We start from the raw sequence: 25,919 nt of genomic DNA on the forward strand, positions 1-25,919 counted from the left end.
TCCTCATGTCGAGATCCCACCGGCCGTGGCCCGCGGCGCGGACTCTCCCGGCCCCCCGTGCGTCAGCAACTCTTCGATCAGCCGGACGGCCTCCGGCACGGCGTCGGACACCGGCGGGCTGAGGCCGATGCCTTCGTCCACCGAGGCCGGTTCGCATCCCACGACCAGGACGCGGCGTGGTGGCTCCGCGCCGGTCCCGGCGCAGAGGGTGCCCAGCAGCGCCAGGACGGCGTCGGGGGTCATCCGATGACCGTCCAGCGCGGGGGCGCCGGGCGCGGGGCTCCCGCCGCCGACGTCGTGTTCGATCACGTACAGCGTGCCGGGGGCTTCGCCGCGTGCCGTGGCGTCCACGAGGACGAGGGTGTCGTAGCCGTCCAGCAGCTGGTAGGCGAGGTGTACCCCGCGCACGCCGATGTCCACGACTTCGACGTGCGCGGGCAGGTCGCGCTCGGCGAGTCGGCGTGCAGACTCCACCCCGAAGCCGTCGTCTCCGAGGAAGACGTTGCCGATGCCCGCCACGAGAGTCCTCGGACCTGCCGGTGGGGGAAGGTTCATACGTCGTCCTCCAGCGGTGTGACCTCGTCGGGCTGGAAGTACAGGAACCGTCCCTGCTCGCGGCGGACGTCGGCGCCCGGGTCGCCCTCGACGACGACCGCCAGGTGCACCCCGCCGTCGACGTCGTGCAGCACCGCCTCCACCTTCGCGGTACGGCCCCGCAGGAAGATGTCCTGAGCGTCGGTGCGCCGCAGGCCCGGGTGCAGCTCGACGCGGCTGCCCTTGCCCACCGATCGGCCGTCCACGACCACCCGGTCCTGCGCCGGGTCGAAGCCTGTGTCGCTCGCGGGGTCCCACCAGGGGGTGTCCGGCCGCTCCACCCCGTGCTCGTCGGGGAAGCCGCCGTCCGAGGCGGCGGGCCCGGGGCCGGTCACCTCACGCAGGCTCCGCACCGCCCCGTGCAGCCGCTCCAGCACCTCGGGGGGCATCGAGTCCGCCAGTTCGATCACGGCGGCCGCCCGCTCGTCGGTGCCCCGGGCCTCGCGTTTCTCCTCGTCGGTGAGGGCCGCGGTGCGCAGCGCGAGGATCTCGTCGATCTCGGTGGCGTCGTAGAGCGCGCCGGGGCTCTCCGGCGCGATGGCCGGATGGTCCTGCAGGATGATCGGCGAGGACAGCACGAGGTCGGCGTGGCCGGGTTCGCCGGCGAGTACGGGCCAGGTGTGCAGGTTGCGGCAGGCGGCCACCGCGCCCTTCGCCCACTCGGGGGGATCCGTCATCGACAGGAACGATCCGGCGCTGAGAGCCATGAGCATGTGGGTGGCCACCAGGGAGTGCGGGAGCGCCGCGTCCCGGTCCGCGCCACGGCCCTCGGGGGGTGTCCAGTCGCTGGTGTTCTCGACGACAGCGGTCAGCCGCAACACCCGGTAGGGGCCGTCGAGTTCGCGGGCGGACAGCCGGACCGTCCCGCTGATCTCCTCGCACCGCCGCACCAGTCGGCCGACGGTTCGGCCGGCCGCGTCCAGGACCGGTGCGGTGTCCTTGCGGGCGGGCAGTCGGAAGGGATGTGTGACGCCGTCGCCCAGGAGCTCGTCCACCGGCGCGACCATCTCGACACGCTCCTCGCTTCCCTCGTCCCAGGGCACCAACACCCGGTCGTCGAGGCGGAGTTCGGGCACCGTGTCGAAGCCGCCGTCCGGACCCTTCCGCTGCACCGTGCGCCTTCGGGCGCGCAGGAAGCGCACCTCGACCGAGAGGGTCGCGCCCGCCTTCGGTTCCATCAGGCATTCGGTGTGCTGGAAGTCGTGCTCCTCGCACTCGGCGCCCCAGCCGGGCGGCACGAGGACCCCGAACTGCCAGCGCAGCCGGTTCTTGGCGGCCGAGGCGCGGTACGGGTAGAGGACATAGCCCTCGAAGAGGACGGCGTCGGCCACCTGCCGGGCGAGGGCGAAGCGCTCCTCGGTCCCGGGGGCGAACGCGGTCACGGTCACGGATCGGTCCTTCCGGTGGTGGCGGTGAGGGCGCGCAGCGGGTCGTGCGCGGGCGGGTCGGCACCGTCCCTGTCCAGCAGCGCCTGGACGGTCGCCTCCCAGGAGGGCAGCGCGTGCCGGGAGCGGTAGGCGAGCAGGGCGTCCATGGTGTCGCGGGGCAGCCGGATCCAGCCGCAGCCGGGGAAGTGCTGCTCGACCATCTCCCGCCAGGCGGTGACCGGCATCCGGAAGGCTGCCTCGCGGTCCCACGGGACGGGCTCCACCTGGAAGCCACGGGCTCCGGTGAACGCCGTACCGGAGAAGAGCATCAGCAGGGGGACCTCACCGTCGGCGAGGGCGCCGAGGTAGCGGGTCGCGGCGATGTCCAGGTCGTAGGTGCAGGGCACCACGAGGTCGGCCTCGGTCTCTCCGGTGAAGCCGGGGACCATCAGCGAGACCTGGGCGAACTGCACCGGCTGGAGGGTGCTGCCCCAGCGTGAGCGCTCGCCGAAGAGGTCCGCGAGAGCGTCGGCTTCGGCGGAGGCGTAACCGCGGCGGGCGGGTTCGATGCGGATCTGGCAGCGCAGTGCGAGGGCGTGCACGGGGGTGTGACCGGAGGCGGTGACGCGCAGGCGGAAGACGAGGGTCGGTCCGGCGGCGTATCGGTCGGCGCGGACGCCGGTGCAGGTGAAGGAGAACTCGGTCACGGGCGCACCGCCTCGTTCACGGGCCGGGCGCGTCGCGCGACGTCCGCGAAGAACGCGTCCAGCGCGGCGCGGGCCTCGGCTCCGCCGTCGAAGCCCTGCCACAACAGGCGCATGCGGCCGACGAGTTCGTAGCAGATGTCGATGGGTACGAGGTGGCACTCGCACCGGCCGTCGGTGCGGCGCAGGAGCAGTGCCTCCACGTCGGGCTCCAGCAGTTCGGCGAGTGGGCTGCCGCCGAGGACCCCCGCCCACGTGTCCGGTTCGAGTTCGCTCTCGGTGGCTCCTGCCGGGCTCGGGTAGAGGGCGACCAGCCGGTCGAGCGCCGCGTTGCGGAAGAAGAAGGCGACGCCCACCGGGATCTGCAGCGCCTCCCACGCGCTCTGGTCGAGGCGGTGTCCCGGGTCGGTGAGGTAGCGGGCCGGGACCGTGCGGAAGCGGCCCGCGGCGGCGCCCGGCTGCTCCATGAGCAGCGCGCAGGGGGCGCAGGCGCAGACGAGGTGGCGTTTCTCGGTGTCGACGAGATGGCGGTGGCCCGCCTCCACCGCCACGGCGCACAGCTCGCACCGTTCGGGCTGCGGAGGCTTCTCGGTGAGGAACCTCCGCAGGCCGGGCGTGCGGGTCGACGGGGACGCCGTCATCGGGCCCCCGCCGGTGCCGTGCCGATCTGGAGGAGCGTCGGCCCCGCGGGTGCGGTCTGTACGTCGACCGCCCTGACCTCCGGTGCGAAGCAGGCGAGCGCTGTCTCCGCGGCCTCCCGGGCACCCGTGCCGGAGCCGCAACCGCAGCCGCCGGCCTCCCGGGCCCGCAGCGTCAGGGTGCCGCTCTCCTCGTCGAAGCCCACCACCTCCAGGGCGTGTTCCCGGACACCGTCGAGGGCGCGGGTGATGCGGGTGTCGCGGTCCTCGGGGTGCAGGTCGTGCAGGACGAGCAGGCTCGCGACCAGTTCGTCGCCCAGCAGGCGTGCCGCCGGTTCGCCGGGCGCGGCGGACAGGAGGTGGAGGATGCGGGCGAGGCCGGAGCCGTAGAAGTCCATGAGGGAGCGGACGAGTTCCTCGGCGGCCGCGGCGGCGGCCGTGTCGCCACTCGCGGCCAGCCTGTCGAGGACTTCCTCCACACGGCGCCCGGTCTGCTCCGCCGAGCCGACCGCGCTCATCCGCCCAGTCCGCTCAGGCCGGTGGGCACGTGCATCGACTTCACGGTCTTGCCGCCGCCGACGTACATGTGGACGCCGCAGGGCAGACAGGGGTCGAAGCTGCGGACGGCGCGCATGATGTCGATGCCCTTGAAGTTCTCCGGGGAGTTCTCCTCGAAGATGGGCGTGTTCTGCACGGCGTCCTCGTACGGGCCGGGCGTGCCGTAGGTGTCCCGGACGCTGGCGTTCCAGGGGGTCGGCGGGTACGGGTGGTAGTTGGCGATCTTGCCGTCGCGGATCACCATGTGGTGGGAGAGGACACCGCGGACGGCCTCGGTGAAGCCGACGCCGATGCTCTCCTCCGGGACCTCGAACTTCTCCCAGGTCTGGGTGCGTCCGGCGCGGACCTCCGCGAGGCCCTTCTCCGCGAAGTGCAGGGCGACGGCGGCGGAGTACGCCTGGAAGTAGGTGCGCGCGCGGTTGCGCTCCAGCGCGTTGGACCACTTCGGGATCTTCCACTCGAAGGTGGTCTCGGGCTTGGTCATGGTGCGGGGCAGGTTGATGACCACGCTCTGGCCGGTGGCCTTGACGTACCCGATGTCGACGAGCCCGGACAGGGCGGTGGACCACAGGCGGGCGATGGGACCGCCGCCGGTGTCCAGGGCGAGGTGGTCCTTGCCGTCGAACCAGCGCGGGGACATGACCCAGCTGTACTTGTCGTCGAAGTCCCGCTTCTGCGGGGTGGGGATGGTGTGCTGGTTCCACGGGTGGCGCGGGTCCACCGGGTTGCCGAGGGGGTCGTGGGTGACGAACTGCTCCTGGCCCTGCCAGTCCTCGTAGTAGGAGCTGCCCAGCAGGATGCGGATGCCGAGGTTGATCTCGGTGAGGTCGTTGGTGACGAGCTTGCCGTCGACGATGACACCGGGCGTGACGAACATGCGCCGGCCCCAGTCGGTCATGTTGGCGTAGGTGAAGTCGCAGTACTCGGGGTCGTTGAGCGCGCCCCAGCAGCCGAGCAGGACACGTCGGCGGCCCACTTCCTCGTAGCCGGGCAGGGCCTCGTAGAAGAAGTCGAAGAGGTCGTCGTGCAGGGGCACGACGCGTTTCATGAACTCCACGTAGCGCATCAGGCGGCTGAGGTAGTCCGTGAAGAGCTGCACGGAGGCGACCGTGCCGACGCCGCCCGGGTAGAGCGTGGAGGGGTGCACATGGCGGCCCTCCATCAGGCAGAACATCTCGCGCGTGTACCGGCTGACCTGGAGGGCCTCGCGGTAGAACTCGCCCTCCAGGGGGTTGAGCGAGCGCATGATGTCGGCGATGGTGCGGTAGCCGTGCTCCGCGGCGTGCGGGGCCTCGGTGCGCTCGGCGAGTTCGAGGACGCCGGGGTTGGTCTCCCTGACCATCTTCTCGCAGTAGTCGACCCCCACCAGGTTCTCCTGGAAGATGTTGTGGTCGAACATGTACTCCGCGGACTCGCCGAGGTTGATGATCCACTCACCGAGGTGCGGGGGCTTCACGCCGTACGCCATGTTCTGCGCGTACACCGAGCAGGTGGCGTGGTTGTCTCCGCAGATGCCGCAGATGCGGCTGGTGATGAAGTGGGCGTCGCGGGGGTCCTTGCCGCGCATGAAGACGCTGTAGCCACGGAAGACCGACGAGGTGCTGTAGCACTCCGCGACCCGCTTCTGCTTGAAGTCGATCTTCGTGTGGATGCCCAGGCTGCCCACGATCCGCGTGATCGGGTCCCAGGCCATCTCCACCAGGCCGCTGCCGTCGCCGGCCGCCTTCGTCGTCGGTGCCATCTGTGTGTTGTGCCCTTCGTTGCGCGGGAGGTTCGGGTGGGGGGTGCACGAAGCAGGGAGCGGATGACCGCGGATTACTTACGGCGGACACTCACCACGGGGGCCGGTATCCGGTGGTGATCTTGTCTCCGGTACGGCGCCACTTGGGCTCCTTGTCCACCGTCCTGGCCGTGATCGACCTCAGCTTGCGGACCACGGCGCCGTAGGCCCCACTGGCGCCGCTCGACACCTTGGCGCCGGGGGGTTCGTCCATGAACGGCATGAACTTGTCGGGGAAGCCGGGCATGGTGCAGGCGATGCAGATGCCGCCGACGTTGGGGCAGCCGCCGATCCCGTTCATCCAGCCGCGCTTGGGGACGTTGCACTTGACGACCGGGCCCCAGCAGCCGAGCTTGACCAGGCACGTCGGCGAGTCGTACGACATGGCGAACTCGCCCTGCTCGTAGTAGCCCGCGCGGTCGCAGCCCTCGTGCACGGTGGCGCCGAACAGCCAGGTCGGACGCAGCTTGTCGTCCAGCGGGATCATCGGGGCGGCGCCGGTCGCCTGGTAGAGCAGGTAGGTGAGCGTCTCGGAGAAGTTGTCGGGCTGGATCGGACAGCCGGGGACGCACACGATGGGGATGCCCGCGTGCGACTTCCAGTCCCAGCCCAGGTAGTCCGGCACGCCCATCGCTCCGGTCGGGTTGCCCGCCATGGCGTGGATGCCGCCGTAGGTGGCACAGGTGCCGATGGCGACGACCGCCAGTGCCTTCGGGGCGAGCCGGTCGATCCACTCGCTGGTGGTGATCGGCTGGCCGGTCTCCGGGTTGTCGCCGAAGCCGCACCAGTAGCCCTCGGGCTTGATCGCCTCGTTGGGGATGGAGCCCTCGACGACCAGGACGAACGGGTCGATCTCGCCCCGCTCCCCCTTGAAGAACCACTCGATGAACGTGTCCGCGCCGCCGACCGGACCGCACTCGAAGTCGATGAGCGGCCAGTGGACGGCGATCTTCGGAAGCCCCGGCAGCACACCGAGCACGATCTCCTCGATGCTGGGCTGCATGGCCGCCGTCAACGCGACCGAGTCACCGTCGCAGCTCAGGCCCGCGTTGATCCAGAGAATGTGGATCGTGGGTGTCTCGTCGGCGGGAGCTCCGCCTGCGTCCGCTGTGCCGACCGTGCCCGGCGTCGCCTCAGTCATGGGTCCGCCTCCTGGGGAGGTAAGGGATGAAGGCCTGCATTTCGACCTCGTCCTACTTCGTATCAGCCCTTCGGCCGTGACGAGATGCCGACGGGGGCCGTTCCGGTGACATCCGTGGCAGAGGGGATCGGACCGGTTTGCGCAACCGCGGCCGGACCGAGGTGCGACGGGGTGCACGCCGGCCGCTCCTTGTGGACGAAGGCACGGCGCAGCACGTGGTACCGGGCGTCCGGGTCGTCGAAGGTCCGGCGCATCCGGGCCAGCTCCTGCTCACGGAAGCCGGCCAGCGGGGTCACGCTCTCCAGCCGGTCCAGCTCCGTCTTCTTCGCGGTGATCCGTGACGCGGTCGCCGGGAGCGACGCCAGACGCGCCGCCAGGCCGCCGGCCTCCCGCGCGAACCCGTCAGGACCGCAGTCGACGACCCGGTCGACGAGCCCGAGGCGCAGTGCGCTCGCCGAGCTCACCGGCAGTGCCTCGCGCATGAGTCGTTCGGCCGTCGCGGGACCCACCCTGCGCGGCAGGGTGTACGTCCAGTACTCCGAGCCGTACAGGCCCATCAGACGGTAGTGAGGATTCAGTACGGCGCCCGAGCGGCACCACACCTCGTCGGCCGCCAGGGCGAGCATCACCCCGCCCGCGGCGGCGTTGCCCGCGACCGCCGCGACCACCAGTCGGTCCGTCGTCGTCAGGACCGCCTCGACCAGGTCGTCGATGGCGTTGATGTTCGCCCAGGACTCGGCGGCGGGGTCGTCCGCGGCCTCGATGACGTTGAGGTGGATCCCGTTGGAGAAGAAGTCCCGTTCGCCGCCCAGCACCAGCACGGACGTGGGCCGCGCGCACGCTTCCCGGTAGGCGTCCAGCAGACGTCGGCACTGCTCCGTGCTCATGGCGCCGCCGGGGAAGGAGAACGAGAGGAAGCCGACGTTCCCGTCCTCCCGGTAGTGGATGTCCGTCCACGTGCGGTGCCCCGCCTCGGGCAGCACGGGCAGGGCGTGCTCGGGCAGGGGCGGCAGCAGGTCGCCCAGGGCTTGCACGGCGGGCAGTTTGAAGGTGGGCGGCTGACCGGGTGCGCGGCGGGGCCGCAGTTCGGGGATCCACACGGCGCCGTCCTTGGTGGCCCGGCAGACCGCCCCGGCCCTGGTCGCCAGCAGCTCGCCGGGACGGCCGCGCAACGCGCTCTCGGGACGGCCGCCATGCAGGTACCACTCATGGCCGAGCAGGACGTCCAGCACACCGGGCTGCGAGTCCGCCGCTCTCAGCTTGCGCAGGACATCCTGCGTGGAGTCCTCGACCCAGTCGATTCGCCGGACGCTCTGGTCGAGGTAGGGGCGCAGGCGGGCGTCGGCCGTGCCTGCCGCGTCCTGCTCCAGTGGTACGTGGGTTCCCTCGGCGAAGCGCTCCACGGCGAGCATGACGGCCTCGAGCGCGGCGTCGGCGACCTCGCCCCGGTACAGCTCGCTCTTGGGAACCGGAGGGACCCGGCACGGCACGCAGGCCCACACGTCACCGGCGTCCATCTCCCCGTCGGCCTGCAGGACGGTGACGCCCCACTGGTCGACGCCCTCGTGGATAGCCCAGTCCAGCGAGGACGGTCCGCGGTCGCCCATGGGTCCCGGATGGACGACCAGGCAGGGGTGGGCTGTCCACACCTCCTCGGGAATCGCCGTCTTCAGCATCGGCGCCACGATGAGCTGCGGTGCATGCCGCCGCACGGTTTCGGGCAACGGGCCGTCGGGCAGGGCGAGTTCCACCGCCACGGTGTGGCCACGGTCGCGCAGCTCGGCGTGGACACGCTGGGTGAGGCTGTTGAACGCACTGGCTAGGAGCAGGATGTGCACAGCTGCCTCCGGGGCGGACGAACGGCAGGCAGGGATGGCCGCCGAACGCGATCCTCGGGCAAGGCGGCCTGCCGTCCCCGACGACAGGCGGTGAGATCATCCGAAAGCGGGCCCCGATCCGCCGTCCGGCCTCACTGGCCATGGCCGTGGCCGTGGCGGCAAATGATCAGATGCGTCGCAGGCCGCTGGTAATGCGCTCCCACCGGGAGCGGGTGGCGCCGAAGTGGGTCTCGTGTGCCCAGATGTGGGTGCACGACCGGCACTGCAGGTGGAGCAGGCTGCCGACGTGGGAAAGCAGGTAGCGCCAGTGCTCGGAACAGGTGCGCCCCTGCTCGCAGGTGGCGCACCCGCGACGGTCGTCGCAGTTCGGGCAGGCCACCCAGGCGCGACGCCCGATGTCGGCCTGCGGGTCAAGCGGCAGCATGGCCGTTCCCTCTCCGCGGAAGCACACCCGCCGAGACCAGCTCGTCGTACACGCGCTGCTGCTCCGCGCTGAGGCCGGAATACAGCAGCTCATACGCCGCTTCCTCGCCGTGGAGCGCGGCCACGGGGTCCCAGTCGGGGCCGAGAGCGTCCAGGACATGAGCGCGCCGGAGCAGTTCGTGGGCGCTCAGGTCGACGGCCAGCTCGACCAACGGGTGCGCGTCCGGTCGGTGGGCCGGAGGCCTGCCCGCCGCAGCGGGTTCGTCCGGTTCGCCGGGAAGGGCTCGGCCATGAGGGGACATGCGACCGAACGTAGGTAAGCGTCCCGCACCCCGGCAAGAGCAGGTGGGGGAAGTCACAGCGGGCCGTGTGCCCCCGGCCGACCGGAGGCGGACCCCGCATCGGCCGGGGGGAACCGGGCAGAGACCTCACCGGTGACACTGCAGGTCAGCCCCAGGCCGACACCGGCACGAACGAGCTGTCCTGCCGGAACAGATCCGTCCCGTCCGTCACGGCCACCTGTAGTTGGTAGTTGTAGTGCCGCAGGTAGTAGCCGGGATAGTTGTACGACTCGAAGCGGATCGAGCCCGACGTCGAGCCCGTTCTGGCGACGAACGTCGCGTCCTTCGCGAAGGTGGTCGTGCCGTCGTTCGCGTCGAAGCGGGCCCGGAAGTTGTAGTGGCGCAGGTAGTTGCCGGAGGCGTCCCGGAAGGAGAAGGCGCCCGAGTCGGCGAGGCCGGCCACGACCGTGAAGGTGGACGCCGACTTCTCCGCGCTGGTGCTGGAGCTGGTCACCACGGGCAGGTTGAGCAGGCTGGACTGCTCCTGCCAGAAGCGGGTGGTGTAGTTGGCGGACTGGAAGGAGCGCGAGACGTTCGTCGCGAGGCTCGGGCCGCCCGTCACCGTTTCCTTGACGACCGTGAAGTGGCGTGCCGTGCCGGAGATCGAGACCAGGGCCTTCGGCGCGGTCCATGTGGCGAACGTGTCGTAGCTGTCGCTGTAGTAGTAGTTGCCGTCGCCGTAGCCGTCGAAGAAGATGCGCCAGCCGCCGTTGTCGAGCTGGATGACGGACGGGCCCTCGCGGTAGCTGCCCCAGCCCGCCCAGTCGCCGGTCCTGCTGATCGTGTAGGGACCCGTGAGGCTCGAGGCCGTCCCGTACTCGATGTACTTGGCCGTCTCGTTCTTCGTGAACGCGTGGTACGTCGAGCCGATCCTCACGATGCAGGTGTCGATGTGGTTCGTGCCGATGCCGGACAGGGCGACGGGTGAACCCCACGCCGTGAGGGCCGAGTTGGAGGCCTTCATCGCGTACGGTGTGAAGATCCACTCGTCGTCGGTCGTCGAGCAGGACACGATGACGTAGACGCTGCCGTCGCTGTCGACAAACCACTCCGGCGCCCACGCCCGGGACAGGTTGGTGATCGGCACGGTGTAGTCGTACAGGAAGGTCCAGTTGACCCGGTCCGAGCTGCGCGCGAAGCCGATGGTCGTGCTGACGTCCTGCCAGGTGTGGGTGGTGTAGGTCAGGTAGTAGGAGCCGTTGGTGTGCTTGAAGACGCTCGCGTCGCGGATTCTGTTGCTGGGCGGCGTGTAGGCGGAGGCCTGCACGAGGCGGAAGTCCGTGGCGTCGTCGGACTGGTAGACGTTCACGGTGCCGTCGTCGCTGTTGAGGAACGGCACGATGGTGTAGCGGGTGGCGGAGCCGCTGGCCGGTGCGGCGGCGGACGCCGTGCCGAGCAGGCCGGGCAGTTCGCCCAGCACGAGCACGGAGGCGGGCAGGGCGGCCATCGCGCGCAGCAGGGCGCGGCGGGACGGGACGGGAGGTCGAGTGCTCACGTGCGGCTCCTTGTTCCAACCGAAACCACTATGTCTGTCATTTCGAACACAGTTCGGAATGACGGTCAGAAGGTAAGCATGAGACGTGTGCACGTCAATGGTTTGAGCGTGGCTTGATGTCACCTGTGTGACGGTTGTGTTCCCATCGGATTCCCGTCCAGTCCCCCCCACGCGCCGCCGACACGGGGATGTTCGAGATTCCGTACCGATCGGCCGCGCCGGACGTTACCGTTCAGTAGACAACGCGCTCCCGGAGGTGTCCCGCATGACGCTCGACCGTTCCGCAGGCCTGGCGGAGTCCGCCCGAGCGCTGGCCGACGGGGAGGTGACCTCGCGGGCCCTCGTGGAGCGGGCGCTGGCACGGATCGAAGCGACGCAGTCCTCCCTCAACGCCTTCCGGATCGTGCGGGCTCAGGCCGCGCTCGCCGAAGCCGACGCCGCGGACAAGGAGTTGGCCGCCGGACTGCGCAAGCCCCTGCTCGGTGTGCCCGTCGCCGTCAAGGACGACATGGACGTGGCCGGTGAGCCGACCGCGTTCGGGTGCGAAGGGGCGTTCCCGCCGATCGCTCAGGACGGGGAAGCGGTACGGCGGTTGCGGGCGGCCGGGGCCGTGATCGTCGGCAAGACCAACACCTGCGAGTTCGGGCAGTGGCCGTTCACCGAGGGGCCGGCGTTCGGCGCGACCCGCAATCCGTGGAACCCGGCGCACACCCCGGGCGGTTCCTCCGGTGGGTCGGCCGCCGCGGTCGCCGCCGGTCTGGTGCCCGCCGCCCTCGGCTCGGACGGCGCCGGTTCCGTGCGCATCCCCGCCTCCTGGACCCACCTCATCGGCATCAAGCCCCAACGCGGCCGCATCTCCACCTGGCCGCGCGGCGAGTCCTTCCAGGGCATCACCGTCAACGGCACCCTCGCTCGCACGGTCGCGGACGCGGCCCTGCTGCTGGACGCGGCGAGCGGCAACCACGAACGCGACCCACACCGACCGCCGGCCATCGGTGCCTGCGAGGCGGCCACCCGCGAACCCGGCCGACTGCGCATCGCGCTCTCCCTCAAGCCGCCGTTCACCGCCCTGCCCGCCCGCCTGCAACCAGAGGTGCGCGCCCAGGTCCTCCACCTCGCGGAGAAGCTCGGCGAGTTGGGCCATGTCGTCGAGGAGGCCGATCCGCCCTACGGCCAGATCGGGCTCACCTTCATCCCTCGTGCCACCGTCGGCCTCGCCGAACGCGTCGGCGAGGCCCCCTTCCCCGCCCTCCTCGACCGGCGCACCCGGGACGCCGCCCGGCTGGGCCGGCTGCTGGGCGGCGCACCGCTCAGGGCGGCACGGCGGGCGGAGGCGGTACTGCACCGTCGTATCGGCGGATTCCTCGAGTCGTACGACGTCGTCCTCGCGCCCACAACCGCCGCTCCCCCGCCCCGCGTCGGGGCGATGCTGCCGCTGAGCGGCTTCGCCACCGACCGCGCGATGATCGCGGCCTGTCCCTATGCCTGGCCGTGGAACGTGCTGGGCTGGCCCGGTGTCAACGTCCCCGCCGGGTTCGTCGGGGACGGGCTGCCCGTCGGGGCCCAACTCCTCGGCCCCGCGGGGAGCGAGCCGCTGCTGATCTCGCTGGCCGCCCAACTGGAGGCGGAGTTGCGCTGGCATGAGGCGTGGCCGCCGCAACGAGTCGTCACGGACTCGCCTGCGGCGTAGGAGAAGTTCCGCCCGTACCCTGTGACCATGGACGATGCGTCGATGGTCGGGCTCATGGGGCGGGTCACCGGGACGGTCGGGCCCGGGCTCGTCGGCGAGGTGATCGTCCGGGTGCGCGGTGGGGCCGAGCACTTCCTCGCGTATGCCGCCGTCGGCAGTGACCGGATCGAGCGGGGCACGGTCGTGATGGTGGTGGAGTACCTGCCGCCCAGGACGGTCTACGTGACCGCCGCATACGACAGTTGAGCATGCTCCACCCCAGGTGAGAGCGGTTTTCACGGCCTGTGCGTCAAGATTGCAACAAGGATTCGTCAGCGTCTTCACCGGGGCGTCGCCCGGGAGCACACTCCCTTCGTTCGGTGCCGAAAGGGCACCATGCAAAGGGGGCGTATGCCGATGGTTGTCGGCGTCGTTGCGGGGGTGGCCGTTCTTGCCATCGCCGTTCTGGTCGGTCTGTTCAAGATGATGTGGCGTGTCGCCGAGCCCAATGAGGCGCTTGTCATCTCCGGTTCCAAGCACCGTACGGAGGGCTTGGAGGAGGGCATGGGATTCCGCATCGTCACCGGGCGCGGCACGCTGGTGCTGCCCGGGGTGCAGGCGGTGCGCAAGCTCTCGCTGGACCTGAACGAGACCGAGCTGCACGTGGACTGCGTGACGCATCAGGGCATTCCGCTCAAGGTGCGGGGCGTGGTCATCTTCAAGGTGGGCGACGACTTCGTGTCGATCGCGAACGCGAGCCGCCGCTTCCTCGACCAGCAGAAGCTGATGGCGGAGCGGGTGCACAACGTGTTCGCCGGTCATCTGCGGTCCATCGTCGGCGGGTTGACCGTCGAGGACATGATCCGCGACCGGGAGAAGCTCACCGCGCAGACCCGGGCCGCCTGCGGCACGGAGATGGAGAAGCTGGGGCTCATCGTCGACTCCCTGCAGATCCACGAGATCGAGGACCCGACGGGGTACATCCAGAACCTCGCGATGCCGCACGCGGCGGCCGTCCAGCGGGACGCGCGTATCGCGCAGGCGGAGGCGAACCGTCTCGCCACCGAGGCCGAGCAGCAGTCGTACGCCCGGATGGCCGAGGCCACCCGGGACAGCGAGATCCTGCAGGCCGGTTACCAGGCCGAGCGGGACAAGGCGGCCGCGAAGGCGCGGCAGGCCGGTCCGCTCGCCGACGCGGGGGCCCGGCAGGAGGTCGTCGTCCAGGAGACGCGGGTCGCCGAACTCGAGGCACACCGGCGGGAGCAGCAGCTTCAGGCGGATGTCCGCAAGCCTGCCGACGCCAAGGCGTACGAGAAGCGGACGCTGGCCGAGGCCGAGCGTGACGCGCGTATCTCGGCGGCCGAAGCCAAGGCGAAGGAGACGGAGCTCGCGGCGGCGGCCGAGGCGACCCGGGTCAAGACGGCCGCGGGTGCCGAGGCCGAGTCGACCAAGGCCCGGGGTACCGCCATGGCGGCTGCCACGCGGGCCACCGGTGAGGCCGAGGCGGCGGCGGCGCAGGCGCGTGGTCTGGCGGCGGCCGAGGCGACCAAGGCCCAGGGTCTCGCCGAGGCGGAGGCCATCAAGGCGCGGGCGTCCGCCCTCGCCGAGAACCAGGAGGCCGTGGTCGCCCAGCAACTCGCCGAGAACTGGCCGGAGATCGTGAAGGCGGGCGCGTCCGCCTTCGCCAGCGTCGACAACATGGTGGTGCTCAACGGCGCCGACGGCATGGCCGACATGCTCGCCAAGGCGCTCACCATGGGCGGCACCGGCCTCGGCCTCGCCCGGCAGCTGCTGGCCTCGATGAACCAGAACGGGCAGACCCCGAACGGAACTTCACCGTCCCTGAACGGGATCACGGCACCGCCGTCGCAGAAGGTGCCGGTGGACAAGGAGGGATAGGCGGACGGGCGGACGGCTCACAACACCCGGGGTCCTCGTTTCGTCGCGAGGGCCCCGGCCCGTTTCGTGCGCCGGTGCGCTTCGAGCGCCCTCTTGCCCGGCCGGCCGGCCCGTGGGGAACATCGCCGTGTGCCCGGTCACGGGTGCGACTGGAGGAGGACGCCCCGATGTTCGAGTCCCTGAAGAACCTCAAGGACAAGGCGGAGGACATCGCCGAGGAACACGGCGAGGTCATTGGCCAAGGGCTGGAGAAGGCGGGTGACCTGGTCGACGAGAAGACCGACGGCAAGTACGCCGACCAGATCGACACCGGTGTGGACAAGGCGAAGGACCTGCTGGACCGCCTGGCCGAGCAGGCCGCGAAGGACGCCGGCTGACGGGTCGTCTAGGGTGCCCGCGTGACTGCGTTTACCGATGAGAACGTCCCGGGCCGCTTCGGCCCCACCGCCACCACCGAGGCCGACCCGCGCAAGGTCGGCAAGGTGCGCACCGAGTACTCCCCCGCGCACGACGGCGACCCCGACCCCGGCGAGATCGTGTGGACCTGGGTGCCGTTCGAGGAGAACGACGGCCGTGGCAAGGACCGCCCGGTGCTCGTCGTCGCCCGCGAGGCCGTCGGCACCCTGCTCGCCGTCCAGCTGTCCAGCAAGCGGCACGACGACGACCGGGAGTGGGTGGCGATCGGCAGCGGACCCTGGGACCGGTCGGGGCGCGACTCCTGGGTCGACGTGGACCGGGTGCTGAGGCTGCACGAGGACGGGATGCGCCGGGAGGCGTGCGCGCTGGACCGGGGCCGGTTCAACCTGGTCCGCAACCGGCTGGCGGAGCGGTACGGCTGGAGCTGAGCGCCATCAGCGACAGGCGGAGAGAGAATCCGTTCGCCCTGGAACGCGGACGGTGTTTCGTCCGTCTTCATGGGTGAGTTCCCCGCAGCATCCCCCGTCTGCGGGGAACTCACCCCCAGGCTTGCCGCCGCCCTACGCCTGGAGCCGACGCTCGGGAAACGCTCGTACGAACGCTCCGCGGACCGTGTTCCCGGTCGTGCGGTCCAGGATTCCGAAGGCCACGTGGTCGAAGGCCCGCGCGAACCGTCCGTCCGGGCCCAGCAGCGCGCGGAAGGTGTTCGCCACCTGTGCCGGGTCGTTCTGGAAGACGCCGCAGCCCCAGGCCCCCAGCACCAGACGGCGGTAGCCATGGGCGGCGGCGGTTTCCAGGACCCGCTCGGCGCGTGCGGCCAGGGCGCCCGGGATGTCCGCGGTGCGCTCGGGTGTCGTCCGGCGGATGACGCCCGCGTTCGGTGCCGCGGCCGTCAGGAAGCCCGCCGTGAACGGCTCGTCCAGCAGGCGGCCGCGGTCGTCGCGGAAGACGGGGACGGCCGGGGAGTGGATGACACGGTCCGTGTAGAACGGGTCGCGGTGGGTGCGGTGGTGGTCGTAGAACTCGGGCGCCCCGAGCAGGCACCGGTACAACGCGGAGGAGCGGCACAGGGCCTCCTCCTGGGCCTGGGCGCCGTTCAGGAAGCCGCCGCCCGGGTTGCGGGCCGAGGCGAAGTTCAGGACGGCCACCGTGCCGCCGATCCGGCGGGCCGCCTCCAGGCTGCTCTCGCCGGTGACCTCGAAGAACGTGTCGGCCGAGGCCGGCGCCGGTACCTCGACCGGATCCGGCCCGTACATCCTCGTACCGGCACGCGCCGCGTCCACGGCCGCTGCGATGGACACCTCGCGCCCGTCGGAGGCGCGGTACGCCCCCGCCGCGACGATCTGCTCCGTCTCGTGCGCGATGCCGCGCAGGCGCGCGCTCATGGCGCGACCCCCGTACGCGCCACGCTCGCGCGGCCTGCGCGCTCCCCCGTCGTGCTCATGCATGCATCGTGGGCGATGCTGGACATGCGGTGCAACGGAGTTTTCCGCGTTCGAGAACACCCAGGAAAGCCGCAGGAAACGCCAGGAACGAGGAGATTACCGAGCCGGAACGTACCGGTACGCACCCTTGTGCGAAGCGACACGAGGGTCTTGGGTGGGACGAGTGCCGTCGTCCGGGTGCCTTGAGGGACCGGGTCGGCGGCATGGTGGAATCTCAGAAGGGATCCTGACATGTCCGATTCGGCCACCGACTGCAGCGACTGTACGGAGCCTCGCACCGCCCTGTCCGAAGCCGAGGTGGAGGCCCTGGTCAGGGGCATCTGCTTCAAGACCGGCCCGCCTCGCGGCGTCGGCGTCGAGGTGGAATGGCTCGTCCACGAGCTGCGTCTGCCGCAGCTCCCCGTAACACCCGAACGACTCGAAGCGGCCTACGCCGCGGTACGGACCGTACCCCTGAGGTCGGCGCTCACCATAGAGCCCGGCGGCCAGCTGGAGCTGAGCTCGCCGCCCGCCGCCTCCCTGATGGAGTGCGTCGACACCGTCTCCGCCGATCTGGACGCCGTCCGTACGGCGCTCGCCGGGCACGACCTCGGCCTCGTCGGCGTCGGCCACGACCCCTGGCACCAGCCCCGGCGGTTCCTGCACCAGCCGCGCTACGACGCCATGGAGACCTGCCTCGACCGGACCGGACCGGCCGGGCGCCGCATGATGTGCACCTCGGCCTCCGTCCAGGTCTGCCTGGACGCCGGCTACGAGGAGCCGGGTCCCCTCGGCCACGGGCGCCGCTGGTGGCTGGCGCACCAGCTGGGCGCGGTCCTGGTGGCGGCCTTCGCCAACTCGCCGCTGGTCGGCCGCGAGCCCACGGGCTGGCGCTCCACCCGGCAGTTGACGTGGATGGAGATCGGCGCGGACCGGGCGGGCGGGCCCGTCCTGGACGGCGACCCGCGTGAGACCTGGGCCCGGCACGTCCTCGACTCGCCGGTGATGTGCATACGGCGGGACAGCGGGCCCTGGGACGTGCCGGAGGAGTTCACCTTCCGGCAGTGGACCAGGTCGAGGGCGCCCCGGCCGCCCACCCGCGAGGACCTCGACTACCACATCACGACGCTGTTCCCGCCCGTCAGACCACGCGGGTTCCTCGAACTGCGCATGATCGACGCCCAGCCCGGCGACGACGGCTGGATCGTGCCGCTCGCCGTGACGACCGCGCTGTTCGAGGACGCGGAGGCCGCCGAGACCGCCTACCGCCTGGTCAAGCCCCTCGCCGAGCGGGCCCTCGGGCTGCCGGCGCCGCACAATCCGCTGTGGATCGACGCGGCCCGCTACGGCCTGGCCGACCCCGAGCTGCACGAGGCGACCGTCGGCTGCTTCGCGGCGGCGCTGGAGGCCCTGCCCCGGCTCGGCGCGACCGACCGGGTCACGAACACCGTGACGGCGTACCTGGAGCGCTATGTGCTCCAGGGCCGCACCCCCGCCGACGACCTGCTGGACCGCCTGCGCGGCACGAGCCCTCGCACCCATGGGAAGGACCGCACATGACCGACCCCGCCATCGACGCCGAAGCGCTCCGGGAGCGGGCCCTGACCACCCTCACCACCGCCCGCGACCGCACCACGCTGCTGACCAGCTGCGTCGAGGACCCGGACCTGACCGCCCAGCACTCCCCGCTGATGTCGCCGCTGGTCTGGGACCTCGCGCACATCGGCAACCAGGAGGAGCTGTGGCTGCTGCGGGCCGTCGCCGGCCGGGAGGCGATGCGCCCCGAGATCGACGGCCTGTACGACGCCTTCGAGCACCCGCGCTCCGAACGCCCCTCGCTCCCGCTGCTGCCGCCCGCGGAGGCCCGCGCGTACGCGGCCGAGGTGCGGGGCCGGGTGATGGACGTGCTGGAGAGCGCCGCTTTCCACGGCACACGGCTGACCGAGGCCGGTTTCGCCTTCGGGATGATCGCGCAGCACGAACAGCAGCACGACGAGACGATGCTGATCACCCATCAGCTCCGCAAGGGCCCCCAGGCCCTGACCGCCCCCGACCCGGACCCGGTCCCGCTGTTCACCGGACCGGCCGAAGTCCTGGTCCCCGGCGGCCCGTTCACGATGGGCACCTCCACCGAACCCTGGGCACTGGACAACGAACGCCCGGCGCACCGCCGCGAGGTGGCCCCGTACCACATCGACACCACGCCGGTCACGAACGGCGCCTACCAGGCGTTCATCGAGGACGGCGGCTACGACAACGAGCGCTGGTGGACGGCCGACGGCTGGGCGCACATCCGCCAACACTCCATCCACGCACCGCTGTTCTGGAGCCGGGACGGCAAGCAGTGGTTGCGGCGCCGGTTCGGGGTGACCGAGGTGGTGCCGGCCGACGAGCCGGTCCTGCACGTGTGCTGGTACGAGGCCGACGCCTACGCCCGCTGGGCCGGGCGCCGGCTGCCCACCGAGGCCGAGTGGGAGAAGGCGGCTCGCCACGACCCCGCGACCGGCCGCTCGACGCGTTACCCCTGGGGCGACGCGGATCCGGCGCCCGAGCACGCCAACCTCGGCCAGCGCCATCTGCGACCGGCACCGGCGGGCAGCTATCCCGCGGGTGAATCCCCGCTCGGCGTACGGCAGTTGATCGGCGACGTGTGGGAGTGGACGTCGAGCGACCTCACGCCGTACCCGGGATTCCAGGCCTTTCCCTACAAGGAGTACTCGGAGGTGTTCTTCGGGCCGGAGTACAAGGTGCTGCGCGGTGGTTCGTTCGCCGTGGACCCGGTGGCCTGCCGCGGGACGTTCCGCAACTGGGACTACCCGATCCGGCGGCAGATCTTCTCCGGGTTCCGCACCGCCCGGTCCGCGGGGGACGTCTGATGTGCCGTCATCTGGCGTATCTGGGCCCCGAGGAGCCGCTCGGCAGAATCCTGGTGGAGCCCGCGCACAGCCTGTACCGGCAGTCGTGGGCGCCCCGCCGGCAGCGGTACGGGACGGTCAACGCCGATGGTTTCGGGGTGGGTTGGTACGCCGAGGGCGACCCGGCGCCGGCCCGCTACCGCCGAGCCGGGCCCATCTGGGCGGACCTGTCCTTCGCCGACCTGGCGCGGGTGGTCCGCACGGGCGCGCTGCTGGCCGCCGTACGCGACGCGACCCTGTCGGGGGCGGACGCGGAGGCCGCGGCGGCGCCGTACACCGCCGGGCCCTGGCTGTTCAGCCACAACGGCGCGGTGAGGGGCTGGCCGGGGTCCCTCGCCCCCCTCGTCGCTACCCTGCCCGCCGTCGACGTGCTGTCGCTGGAGGCGCGCAACGACTCGGCGCTCGTGTGGGCGCTGGTCCTGGCGCGGCTGCGCGCCGGGGACGACGAGGGGCAGGCGCTGGCCGACACGGTCCTGGAGGTCGCCGAGGCGGCCCCCGGGTCCCGGCTGAACCTGCTGCTCACCAACGGCGAGACGATCACCGCGACGACCTGGGGCGACTCCCTCTGGTATCTGTCCCAGCCCGGCCGCAGCACCGTCGTGGCGTCCGAGCCGTACGACGACGATCCGCACTGGCAGGAGGTCCCCGACCGCACCCTCCTCGCGGCGAGCCGCACCGACGTGCTGCTCACCCCTCTCAAGGAGCCGAGCGACGCCTTGGCAACCCCACTGCCGAAGGAGCCCCGTACGTGAGCCCGTTCCTTCTCACCCGCACCCTGCCCGAGGACGCCACGGACGCGGCTCTGCGCGCCGACGTCCTCAGCGGCTTGACCGGCGCACCCAAGACACTCCCGCCGAAGTGGTTCTACGACGCCCACGGCAGCGACCTGTTCGAGCAGATCACGGAACTGCCCGAGTACTACCCCACCCGGGCCGAGCGCGAGATCCTCGTCGCCCGCTCGGGCGAGATCGCCTCAGCGACACAGGCGCGCACGCTCGTGGAGCTGGGCTCCGGCTCGTCGGAGAAGACGCGGTATCTGCTGGACGCGCTGAGCGGACTGCACACATACGTCCCCGTGGACGTCAGCGAGAGCGCACTGACACAGGCCGGTCACGCACTGATCGCGGAGCGCGCCGGTCTCCAAGTCCACGCGCTGATAGCCGACTTCACGCGAAGCCTGACCCTGCCGGACACCCCCGGCCCCCGGCTGATCGCCTTCCTTGGGGGCACGATCGGCAATCTGCTCCCCGCCGAACGGGCCGTCTTCCTCGCCTCCATCCGCTCCCTCCTCTCCCCCGGTGACGCGCTGCTGCTCGGCACGGACCTGGTCAAGGACGAGAAGGTCCTGGTCGAGGCCTACGACGACGCGGCCGGCGTGACAGCCGCCTTCAACAAGAACGTCCTGTCCGTCGTCAACCGCGAACTCCACGCCGACTTCGATCCCGACGCCTTCGACCACGTCGCGTTGTGGGACACCGAGAACGAGTGGATCGAGATGCGCCTGCGGTCGCGCACGGAACAGACGGTGAAGATCCCGGCGGTCGACCTCGCGGTCGACTTCGCCGAGGGCGAGGAACTGCGCACCGAGGTGTCGGCGAAGTTCCGCAAGGAGGGCGTCCGCGTCGAACTGGCCACGGCGGGGCTGGAGTTGGCCCGGTGGTGGACGGACGGTGAGGGACGGTTCGCGCTGTCGCTGAGCGTGGCGCACTGACAGCCGGCACCGACGGGGCGGGAGCCGGCACAGCCTGGCTCCCGCCCCGATGCCGACCTGGCGCGGCTGGTCGAGCCGCCGGTGTTGCCTCAGTCCCTCAGCCGGAGCGACGTTGCGTCAGGCCGGCCGGACCAGCCCGGTGTCGTACGCGAAGATCACCGCCTGCACCCGGTCCCGGACGCCGATCTTCGTGAGGATGCGGCTGACGTGGGACTTGACGGTGGTTTCCGCGACGGAGAGGTGGGTCGCGATCTCGGCGTTGCTCAACCCGCTCGCGAGGGCGGCCAGGACCTCGCGTTCGCGTTCGGTGAGGTCGGACAGCCGACGGTCCTGCGTGGGGGGCCGGTCCGGGAGTCGGTCGGAGAAGGCGTCGATGAGCTTGCGGGTCAGGCCCGGTGAGATCACCGCGTCTCCGGCGGCCACCGCGCGGATTCCGGCGACCAGTTCCTCGGGCTGCACATGCTTGAGCAGGAAGCCGCTGGCTCCGGCGCGCAAGGCGTCGTAGGCATGCTCGTCGAGGTCGAAGGTGGTCAGGACCAGCACGCGGGAGCGGCCGCCGGACTCCACGATGCGGCGGGTGGCCTCGATCCCGTCCATGCCGGGCATACGGACGTCCATCAGGACGACATCGGGGCGCAGTTCGGCGGTCAGGCGGACCGCCTCCGCGCCGTGGGCGGCCTCGCCCACGACCGTCATGTCGGGGTGCTGTTCCAGGATCATGCCGAAGCCGAGGCGTTGCAGGGCCTGGTCGTCGACGACGAGGACGGTGGTCATGCCGGGCGCTTCTCCGTGTGGGGTGGGGTGGCGGTGAGGACGGCGCGTACCGTCCAGCCGCCCTGGGCGTTGGGGCCTGCGTCCAGCGTGCCGTCGTAGAGGGCGGCGCGTTCGCGCATGCCGACCAGGCCGTGGCCGCCGCTTCTGCGGGGTGCGACCGGGGCGGGCGGTCCGGTGTCCTCCACCGTGAGGCGGACCAGGTCGCCGTCGCTGACGACGGAGACGGTGACCGTGGTGTCGGGGACGGCGTACTTGAGGGTGTTGGTGAGGGCTTCCTGGACGATGCGGTAGACGGCGAGTTGGAGACCCTGGGTGAGGACGGACAGTTCTCCCTCGGTGTGCAGAGCGGCTGTCGGGCCGGCGGCGCGGACCCGGTCGAGGAGCGGGACGAGGTCGGGCAGGCCCGGCTGGGGTGCCAGTGGCCTTCCCGAGTCCGGTCTGTCGTCGACGACGGCCAGGAGGCGGGTGAGCTCACCCAGGGCTCCGCGTCCGCTGTCGGCGATGATGCGCAGGGTGTCCGCGCCGCGTCTCGGGTCGGACTCGGTGAGGCCCGAGGCGCCGTCGGCGAGGGTGACGATGACGGCGAGGGTGTGGCCGAGGATGTCGTGCATCTCGCGGGAGATACGGGCGCGTTCGGTGGCGGCGGCGAGCCGGGCCTGCTGGTCGCGGTCCTCCTCCAGGTGGACGGCGTGTTCCTCCAGGGCGGCGACATAGGCGTCGACCAGCTTGCCCGCCGTGCCCAGTGCGCTGATCAGCAGCACGGAGCTCACCGCCAGGAAGCCCAGGACCAGGGCCTGCGGGACGGCCTGCGCCTGCGCGTCGGTCCAGAAGAAGAGGGCGGACACCACGGTCTGCACCAGGCTGAGGGCCGCGCAGGCGCTCAGCTGGAGGGGAGTACCCAGGCGGGCCACGTTCAGCAGCGCCGTCAGCCGTGCGGTGCCCACGCCCACGCTGATCAGGTCGAGGGGGAGCGCCAGGACCGTGACGGCCGAGGCGACGAGATAGACGAGTACGGGACGCTGTCCGCGCCAGAGCAACGGAACCGTGGCGGTCACCGTCAGGGCGAGCACCACCGGGAAACTCGGCCCCGACCCCTGTGCCGCGTCCGCGAGCGAGGGTGCGCCGAGGAGGAGACAGGCACCCGGCACACCCCAGCGCCGTACCCAGGGGTGGGCCTGGTCCTGCCGGCGGACCCGCATCAGCCAGAACAGCAGCTTGACGACCGTGCGGTGCTCCTCGGCGCCCAGCCGGGTGTGGCCGATCAGGCTCTCGGGTTCGATCAGCCGGGTCGACTGCGGGGTCGCGGTGCGTGCGGTCACGTCGGGGGCCTTTCGGGTACGGACGGCCACGGGTGACCGCCCGCTTCTGACCGGACTGTACGGTCGACGGCTCAACCTCGTCGGCCACCAGGTTAGGAACGGCCGTGGCCGACGCCGAGGCCCGAAGGGACACACTTCGCGGCGGTGGTGTCGTCCGGAAGGAGGACGGGCGCTCCTCCTCGGGGCGCATCCACCCGTGAGGAGGCCTCGGCGGACACCTTGTCGATACGTCCTGACAATTCTATTGACATCACTCCGGGGGCGTTTCATAGTACGTGCACTAGAGCGCGCTAGTAACGCGCTCTAGAGGGCCGAAAGGCAGCACACACCCACAGCTGCCACAGACAACATCTCTGCGCCGCACACGGCACACCTGTTCCCCGGCCGGCCGGGCCGGGCCCTGCTTCCGGGCCGTAATCCCCATTCCACCCTGACCAGCACAGTGAGGTGCAAGGGACATGCACAGAAACCACCGAGCCGCCGCTCTGACCGCCACCCTGCTGGCCGGCGCGCTGTTCGCCGCCGGCTGCTCCAGCAGCTCCGGCGGCAAGAAGTCCGAGGACGACGGCGCGGCGGCCTCCGCAGGCAAGGCGACCACCCCCCGTATGACGGTGGCCATGGTCACCCATGCCTCCCCCGGCGACACCTTCTGGGACCTGGTGCGCAAGGGCGCGCAGGCCGCCGCCGCCAAGGACAACGTCAAGCTCGTCTACTCCTCCGACCCCAACGCCGGAAACCAGGCCAACCTCGTCCAGAACGCCATCGACCAGAAGGTCGACGGAATCGCCCTGACGGCCGCCAAGCCGGACGCCATGAAGGACGTCATCGGCAAGGCGAAGTCGGCCGGCATCCCGGTCGTCGGCTTCAACTCCGGTGTGGACGACTGGAAGAAGCTCGGCATGCTCGAGTACTTCGGGCAGGACGAGAACATCGCCGGCCAGGCCTTCGGCCAGCGACTGAACCAGCTCGGCGCCAAGCACGCCCTCTGCGTCATCCAGGAACAGGGGCAGGTCGCCCTGGAGTCCCGCTGCGCCGGCGTGAAGAAGGGCTTCACCGGCAAGACCGACATCCTCTACGTCAACGGCACGGACATGCCGTCCGTGAAGTCGACGATCACCGCCAAGCTGAAGCAGGACTCCTCGATCGACCAGGTCGTCACGCTCGGCGCCCCGATCGCCCTGACCGCCATCCAGTCCGTCTCGGACGCCGGCAGCAAGGCGAAGGTCGCCACGTTCGACCTCAACAAGGACCTCGTGAAGGCCGTCCAGAGCGGCCAGGTGGAGTTCGCGGTCGACCAGCAGCCGTACCTCCAGGGCTACCTGGCGGTCGACTCGCTGTGGCTCTACAAGACCAACGGCAACTTCAGCGGCGGCGGCACCGCCCCGGTCCTCACCGGTCCCGCCTTCATCACCAAGGAGAACGTGGACCAGGTGGCCACGTTCGCCGCCAAGGGAACGCGGTGATGAGCATGACCCAGCACGCCGAGCCGGCGGTGGTCACACCGCCGGCCTCCGGCCCGAAGGACTCCGACGGCCGGACCGCTGAACGCCCGCTGGTCATACGGCTGTTGGCGCGGCCCGAGATCGGGGTCTTCCTCGGCGCCGCCGCGGTGTACGTGTTCTTCCTGATCGCCGCCCCGCCGGTGCGGGACGGCAGCTCGATGGCGACGGTCCTGTACCAGTCGTCCACCATCGGCATCATGGCGCTGCCCGTGGCCCTGCTGATGATCGGCGGCGAGTTCGACCTGTCCGCCGGTGTCGCGGTGATCAGCTCGGCGCTGACCGCGAGCATGCTGGCCTACCAGCTGAGCATGAACGTCTGGGTCGGTGTCGTCGCCGCCCTGATCGTGTCGCTCGCGATCGGCTTCTTCAACGGCTGGATGGTCGTCAGGACCGGCCTGCCGAGCTTCCTGGTCACCCTCGGCACCTTCCTGATCCTGCAGGGTGTGAACCTCGCCGTCACCAAGCTGGTCACCGGCAACGTCGCCACCGACGACATCAGCGACATGGACGGCTTCGACCAGGCCAGAAAGATCTTCGCCTCGTCCTTCGACATCGGCGGCGTCCAGGTGAAGATCACGGTGTTCTACTGGCTGCTGTTCGCGGCACTGGCGACCTGGGTGCTGCTGCGCACCAAGTACGGCAACTGGGTCTTCGCGGTCGGCGGCAACAAGGACTCCGCGCGAGCGGTCGGTGTGCCGGTGACGTTCACGAAGATCTCGCTGTTCATGCTGGTCGGGGTGGGTGCCTGGTTCGTCGGCATGCACCAGCTCTTCACCTTCAACACCGTGCAGTCCGGCGAGGGCATCGGCCAGGAGCTCATCTACATCGCGGCGGCGGTGATCGGCGGCTGTCTGCTGACCGGCGGCTACGGCTCCGCGATCGGCCCGGTCTTCGGCGCGTTCATGTTCGGCATGGTCAACCAGGGCATCGTGTTCGCCGGTTGGAACCCGGACTGGTTCAAGGCCTTCCTGGGCGTGATGCTGCTCGGCGCCGTCCTGATCAATCTGTGGGTCCGCCAGTCGGCGACCAGGAGGTAACCCATGACATCCACCGACCAGGTCGTCGAACTGCGCAACACAGGCAAGTCCTACGGCAACATCCGCGCCCTGCACGGCGTGAGCCTGGCCGTGCACCCCGGCAAGGTCACCTGCGTGCTCGGCGACAACGGCGCCGGCAAGTCGACCCTGATCAAGATCGTCTCGGGGCTCCACCAGCACACCGAGGGCGACTTCCTCGTCGACGACACCCCGGTCCGCTTCTCCACCCCTCGCGAGGCCCTGGACCGCGGGATCGCCACGGTCTACCAGGACCTGGCGACCGTCCCGCTGATGCCGGTGTGGCGCAACTTCTTCCTCGGCTCCGAGATGACCAAGGGCCCCTGGCCGGTCCAGATCGGAATAGCACACTTCT

Annotated in this window: 26 protein-coding genes; 12 read left to right on the forward strand and 14 right to left on the reverse strand. The window is 70.8% G+C overall.

Annotation, left to right across the window (positions count from 1 at the left end):
• Positions 1 to 3: 3 nt before the first annotated feature.
• The 11 genes from ACWC09_RS44260 to ACWC09_RS44310 form a co-directional block, all read right to left on the reverse strand.
• On the reverse strand, positions 4 to 555 hold the full coding sequence (locus ACWC09_RS44260; protein ID WP_450856954.1) for a hydrogenase maturation protease: 552 nt from the start codon (positions 553 to 555) through the stop codon (positions 4 to 6).
• Positions 552 to 1,982, reverse strand: a complete 1,431-nt coding sequence (locus ACWC09_RS44265; protein WP_450856956.1) for a hypothetical protein — start codon at positions 1,980 to 1,982, stop codon at positions 552 to 554. Before ACWC09_RS44265 ends, ACWC09_RS44260 begins: the two co-directional genes overlap by 4 nt.
• Positions 1,979 to 2,668, reverse strand: coding sequence for a DUF6084 family protein (locus ACWC09_RS44270; protein WP_450856958.1), 690 nt, complete (start codon positions 2,666 to 2,668; stop codon positions 1,979 to 1,981). Before ACWC09_RS44270 ends, ACWC09_RS44265 begins: the two co-directional genes overlap by 4 nt.
• Entirely contained in the window at positions 2,665 to 3,306 is a 642-nt protein-coding gene (locus tag ACWC09_RS44275; RefSeq protein ID WP_450856960.1) for a DUF5947 family protein, read from the reverse strand. Before ACWC09_RS44275 ends, ACWC09_RS44270 begins: the two co-directional genes overlap by 4 nt.
• Positions 3,303 to 3,821: a hypothetical protein gene (locus ACWC09_RS44280; protein WP_450856962.1), complete on the reverse strand. Its 519-nt coding sequence runs from the start codon at positions 3,819 to 3,821 to the stop codon at positions 3,303 to 3,305. Before ACWC09_RS44280 ends, ACWC09_RS44275 begins: the two co-directional genes overlap by 4 nt.
• Positions 3,818 to 5,602, reverse strand: coding sequence for a nickel-dependent hydrogenase large subunit (locus tag ACWC09_RS44285; RefSeq protein ID WP_450856963.1), 1,785 nt, complete (start codon positions 5,600 to 5,602; stop codon positions 3,818 to 3,820). The genes ACWC09_RS44280 and ACWC09_RS44285 overlap by 4 nt, the downstream gene beginning before the upstream one ends.
• 91 nt (positions 5,603 to 5,693) lie before the next feature.
• Complete coding sequence (locus tag ACWC09_RS44290) at positions 5,694 to 6,782, reverse strand: NADH-quinone oxidoreductase subunit B family protein (RefSeq protein ID WP_450856965.1); 1,089 nt, start codon at positions 6,780 to 6,782, stop codon at positions 5,694 to 5,696.
• Between the two features lie 62 nt (positions 6,783 to 6,844).
• On the reverse strand, positions 6,845 to 8,620 hold the full coding sequence (locus ACWC09_RS44295; RefSeq protein ID WP_450856967.1) for an enoyl-CoA hydratase-related protein: 1,776 nt from the start codon (positions 8,618 to 8,620) through the stop codon (positions 6,845 to 6,847).
• 166 nt (positions 8,621 to 8,786) lie between these two features.
• Positions 8,787 to 9,044, reverse strand: a complete 258-nt coding sequence (locus ACWC09_RS44300; protein WP_450856969.1) for a hypothetical protein — start codon at positions 9,042 to 9,044, stop codon at positions 8,787 to 8,789.
• The gene (locus tag ACWC09_RS44305) at positions 9,031 to 9,345 is read right to left on the reverse strand and encodes a DUF6400 family protein (RefSeq protein ID WP_450856971.1); all 315 of its coding nucleotides are present in this window, start codon (positions 9,343 to 9,345) and stop codon (positions 9,031 to 9,033) included. Before ACWC09_RS44305 ends, ACWC09_RS44300 begins: the two co-directional genes overlap by 14 nt.
• A 145-nt stretch (positions 9,346 to 9,490) precedes the next feature.
• Positions 9,491 to 10,879, reverse strand: coding sequence for a glycoside hydrolase family 43 protein (locus tag ACWC09_RS44310; protein ID WP_450856973.1), 1,389 nt, complete (start codon positions 10,877 to 10,879; stop codon positions 9,491 to 9,493).
• A gap of 265 nt (positions 10,880 to 11,144) precedes the next feature.
• Between ACWC09_RS44310 and ACWC09_RS44315 the strand changes: the two genes are divergently transcribed.
• From ACWC09_RS44315 to ACWC09_RS44335, 5 genes are all read left to right on the forward strand, one after another.
• On the forward strand, positions 11,145 to 12,569 hold the full coding sequence (locus ACWC09_RS44315; RefSeq protein ID WP_450856975.1) for an amidase: 1,425 nt from the start codon (positions 11,145 to 11,147) through the stop codon (positions 12,567 to 12,569).
• A gap of 27 nt (positions 12,570 to 12,596) precedes the next feature.
• Positions 12,597 to 12,815: a hypothetical protein gene (locus tag ACWC09_RS44320; RefSeq protein ID WP_450856976.1), complete on the forward strand. Its 219-nt coding sequence runs from the start codon at positions 12,597 to 12,599 to the stop codon at positions 12,813 to 12,815.
• 144 nt (positions 12,816 to 12,959) lie between these two features.
• Positions 12,960 to 14,447: a flotillin family protein gene (locus ACWC09_RS44325; RefSeq protein WP_450856978.1), complete on the forward strand. Its 1,488-nt coding sequence runs from the start codon at positions 12,960 to 12,962 to the stop codon at positions 14,445 to 14,447.
• Between the two features lie 167 nt (positions 14,448 to 14,614).
• Positions 14,615 to 14,824: an antitoxin gene (locus ACWC09_RS44330; protein WP_450856980.1), complete on the forward strand. Its 210-nt coding sequence runs from the start codon at positions 14,615 to 14,617 to the stop codon at positions 14,822 to 14,824.
• A 21-nt stretch (positions 14,825 to 14,845) separates the two neighbouring features.
• Complete coding sequence (locus ACWC09_RS44335) at positions 14,846 to 15,292, forward strand: type II toxin-antitoxin system PemK/MazF family toxin (protein ID WP_450856982.1); 447 nt, start codon at positions 14,846 to 14,848, stop codon at positions 15,290 to 15,292.
• Positions 15,293 to 15,424: 132 nt separating this feature from the next.
• On the opposite strand, the gene ACWC09_RS44340 is transcribed toward ACWC09_RS44335, so the two are convergent.
• Positions 15,425 to 16,249: a TIGR02452 family protein gene (locus ACWC09_RS44340; protein WP_450856983.1), complete on the reverse strand. Its 825-nt coding sequence runs from the start codon at positions 16,247 to 16,249 to the stop codon at positions 15,425 to 15,427.
• A 291-nt stretch (positions 16,250 to 16,540) separates the two neighbouring features.
• Here ACWC09_RS44340 and egtA point away from each other — a divergent pair, with 291 nt between their 5' ends.
• From egtA to egtD, 4 genes are read left to right on the forward strand one after another with little or no spacing between them, the layout of a single operon-like run.
• Entirely contained in the window at positions 16,541 to 17,848 is a 1,308-nt protein-coding gene (egtA, locus tag ACWC09_RS44345; RefSeq protein WP_450856984.1) for an ergothioneine biosynthesis glutamate--cysteine ligase EgtA, read from the forward strand.
• Positions 17,845 to 19,164, forward strand: coding sequence for an ergothioneine biosynthesis protein EgtB (egtB, locus tag ACWC09_RS44350; protein WP_450856986.1), 1,320 nt, complete (start codon positions 17,845 to 17,847; stop codon positions 19,162 to 19,164). Before egtA ends, egtB begins: the two co-directional genes overlap by 4 nt.
• On the forward strand, positions 19,164 to 19,955 hold the full coding sequence (gene egtC, locus ACWC09_RS44355) for an ergothioneine biosynthesis protein EgtC (protein WP_450856988.1): 792 nt from the start codon (positions 19,164 to 19,166) through the stop codon (positions 19,953 to 19,955). Before egtB ends, egtC begins: the two co-directional genes overlap by 1 nt.
• Positions 19,952 to 20,914 carry an L-histidine N(alpha)-methyltransferase gene (gene egtD, locus ACWC09_RS44360; RefSeq protein ID WP_450856989.1) on the forward strand — a complete coding sequence of 321 codons (963 nt, stop codon included), beginning with the start codon at positions 19,952 to 19,954 and terminating at the stop codon, positions 20,912 to 20,914. The genes egtC and egtD overlap by 4 nt, the downstream gene beginning before the upstream one ends.
• A gap of 117 nt (positions 20,915 to 21,031) precedes the next feature.
• Here the strand turns inward: egtD and ACWC09_RS44365 are convergent, their stop codons facing one another.
• Positions 21,032 to 21,688, reverse strand: coding sequence for a response regulator (locus ACWC09_RS44365; RefSeq protein ID WP_450856990.1), 657 nt, complete (start codon positions 21,686 to 21,688; stop codon positions 21,032 to 21,034).
• Entirely contained in the window at positions 21,685 to 23,007 is a 1,323-nt protein-coding gene (locus ACWC09_RS44370) for a sensor histidine kinase (RefSeq protein ID WP_450856992.1), read from the reverse strand. The genes ACWC09_RS44365 and ACWC09_RS44370 overlap by 4 nt, the downstream gene beginning before the upstream one ends.
• A 458-nt stretch (positions 23,008 to 23,465) precedes the next feature.
• Here ACWC09_RS44370 and ACWC09_RS44375 point away from each other — a divergent pair, with 458 nt between their 5' ends.
• The 3 genes from ACWC09_RS44375 to ACWC09_RS44385 form a co-directional block, all read left to right on the forward strand.
• Positions 23,466 to 24,470 (forward strand): sugar ABC transporter substrate-binding protein, encoded by a 1,005-nt coding sequence (locus ACWC09_RS44375; RefSeq protein ID WP_450856994.1) that lies wholly within the window; start codon positions 23,466 to 23,468, stop codon positions 24,468 to 24,470.
• Positions 24,470 to 25,546, forward strand: coding sequence for an ABC transporter permease (locus ACWC09_RS44380; protein WP_450856996.1), 1,077 nt, complete (start codon positions 24,470 to 24,472; stop codon positions 25,544 to 25,546). Before ACWC09_RS44375 ends, ACWC09_RS44380 begins: the two co-directional genes overlap by 1 nt.
• A 3-nt stretch (positions 25,547 to 25,549) precedes the next feature.
• A partial coding sequence (locus ACWC09_RS44385) for an ATP-binding cassette domain-containing protein (RefSeq protein ID WP_450856998.1) occupies positions 25,550 to 25,919 on the forward strand: 370 nt, incomplete at its 3' end.

The sequence above is a fragment of the Streptomyces sp. NPDC001617 genome, assembly GCF_053596855.1.

Excerpts from the sequence above, each read along its gene's own strand:
- ACWC09_RS44260 (WP_450856954.1), bottom strand. The coding sequence starts at position 555 with ATGAACCTTCCCCCACCGGCAGGTCCGAGGACTCTCGTGGCGGGCATC.
- ACWC09_RS44275 (WP_450856960.1), bottom strand. The coding sequence starts at position 3,306 with ATGACGGCGTCCCCGTCGACCCGCACGCCCGGCCTGCGGAGGTTCCTC.
- ACWC09_RS44280 (WP_450856962.1), bottom strand. The coding sequence starts at position 3,821 with ATGAGCGCGGTCGGCTCGGCGGAGCAGACCGGGCGCCGTGTGGAGGAA.
- ACWC09_RS44285 (WP_450856963.1), bottom strand. The coding sequence starts at position 5,602 with ATGGCACCGACGACGAAGGCGGCCGGCGACGGCAGCGGCCTGGTGGAG.
- ACWC09_RS44290 (WP_450856965.1), bottom strand. The coding sequence starts at position 6,782 with ATGACTGAGGCGACGCCGGGCACGGTCGGCACAGCGGACGCAGGCGGA.
- ACWC09_RS44300 (WP_450856969.1), bottom strand. The coding sequence starts at position 9,044 with ATGCTGCCGCTTGACCCGCAGGCCGACATCGGGCGTCGCGCCTGGGTG.
- ACWC09_RS44305 (WP_450856971.1), bottom strand. The coding sequence starts at position 9,345 with ATGTCCCCTCATGGCCGAGCCCTTCCCGGCGAACCGGACGAACCCGCT.
- ACWC09_RS44315 (WP_450856975.1), top strand. The coding sequence starts at position 11,145 with ATGACGCTCGACCGTTCCGCAGGCCTGGCGGAGTCCGCCCGAGCGCTG.
- ACWC09_RS44320 (WP_450856976.1), top strand. The coding sequence starts at position 12,597 with ATGGACGATGCGTCGATGGTCGGGCTCATGGGGCGGGTCACCGGGACG.
- ACWC09_RS44325 (WP_450856978.1), top strand. The coding sequence starts at position 12,960 with ATGCCGATGGTTGTCGGCGTCGTTGCGGGGGTGGCCGTTCTTGCCATC.
- ACWC09_RS44330 (WP_450856980.1), top strand. The coding sequence starts at position 14,615 with ATGTTCGAGTCCCTGAAGAACCTCAAGGACAAGGCGGAGGACATCGCC.
- ACWC09_RS44340 (WP_450856983.1), bottom strand. The coding sequence starts at position 16,249 with ATGAGCGCGCGCCTGCGCGGCATCGCGCACGAGACGGAGCAGATCGTC.
- egtA (WP_450856984.1), top strand. The coding sequence starts at position 16,541 with ATGTCCGATTCGGCCACCGACTGCAGCGACTGTACGGAGCCTCGCACC.
- egtB (WP_450856986.1), top strand. The coding sequence starts at position 17,845 with ATGACCGACCCCGCCATCGACGCCGAAGCGCTCCGGGAGCGGGCCCTG.
- egtC (WP_450856988.1), top strand. The coding sequence starts at position 19,164 with ATGTGCCGTCATCTGGCGTATCTGGGCCCCGAGGAGCCGCTCGGCAGA.
- ACWC09_RS44365 (WP_450856990.1), bottom strand. The coding sequence starts at position 21,688 with ATGACCACCGTCCTCGTCGTCGACGACCAGGCCCTGCAACGCCTCGGC.
- ACWC09_RS44375 (WP_450856994.1), top strand. The coding sequence starts at position 23,466 with ATGCACAGAAACCACCGAGCCGCCGCTCTGACCGCCACCCTGCTGGCC.
- ACWC09_RS44380 (WP_450856996.1), top strand. The coding sequence starts at position 24,470 with ATGAGCATGACCCAGCACGCCGAGCCGGCGGTGGTCACACCGCCGGCC.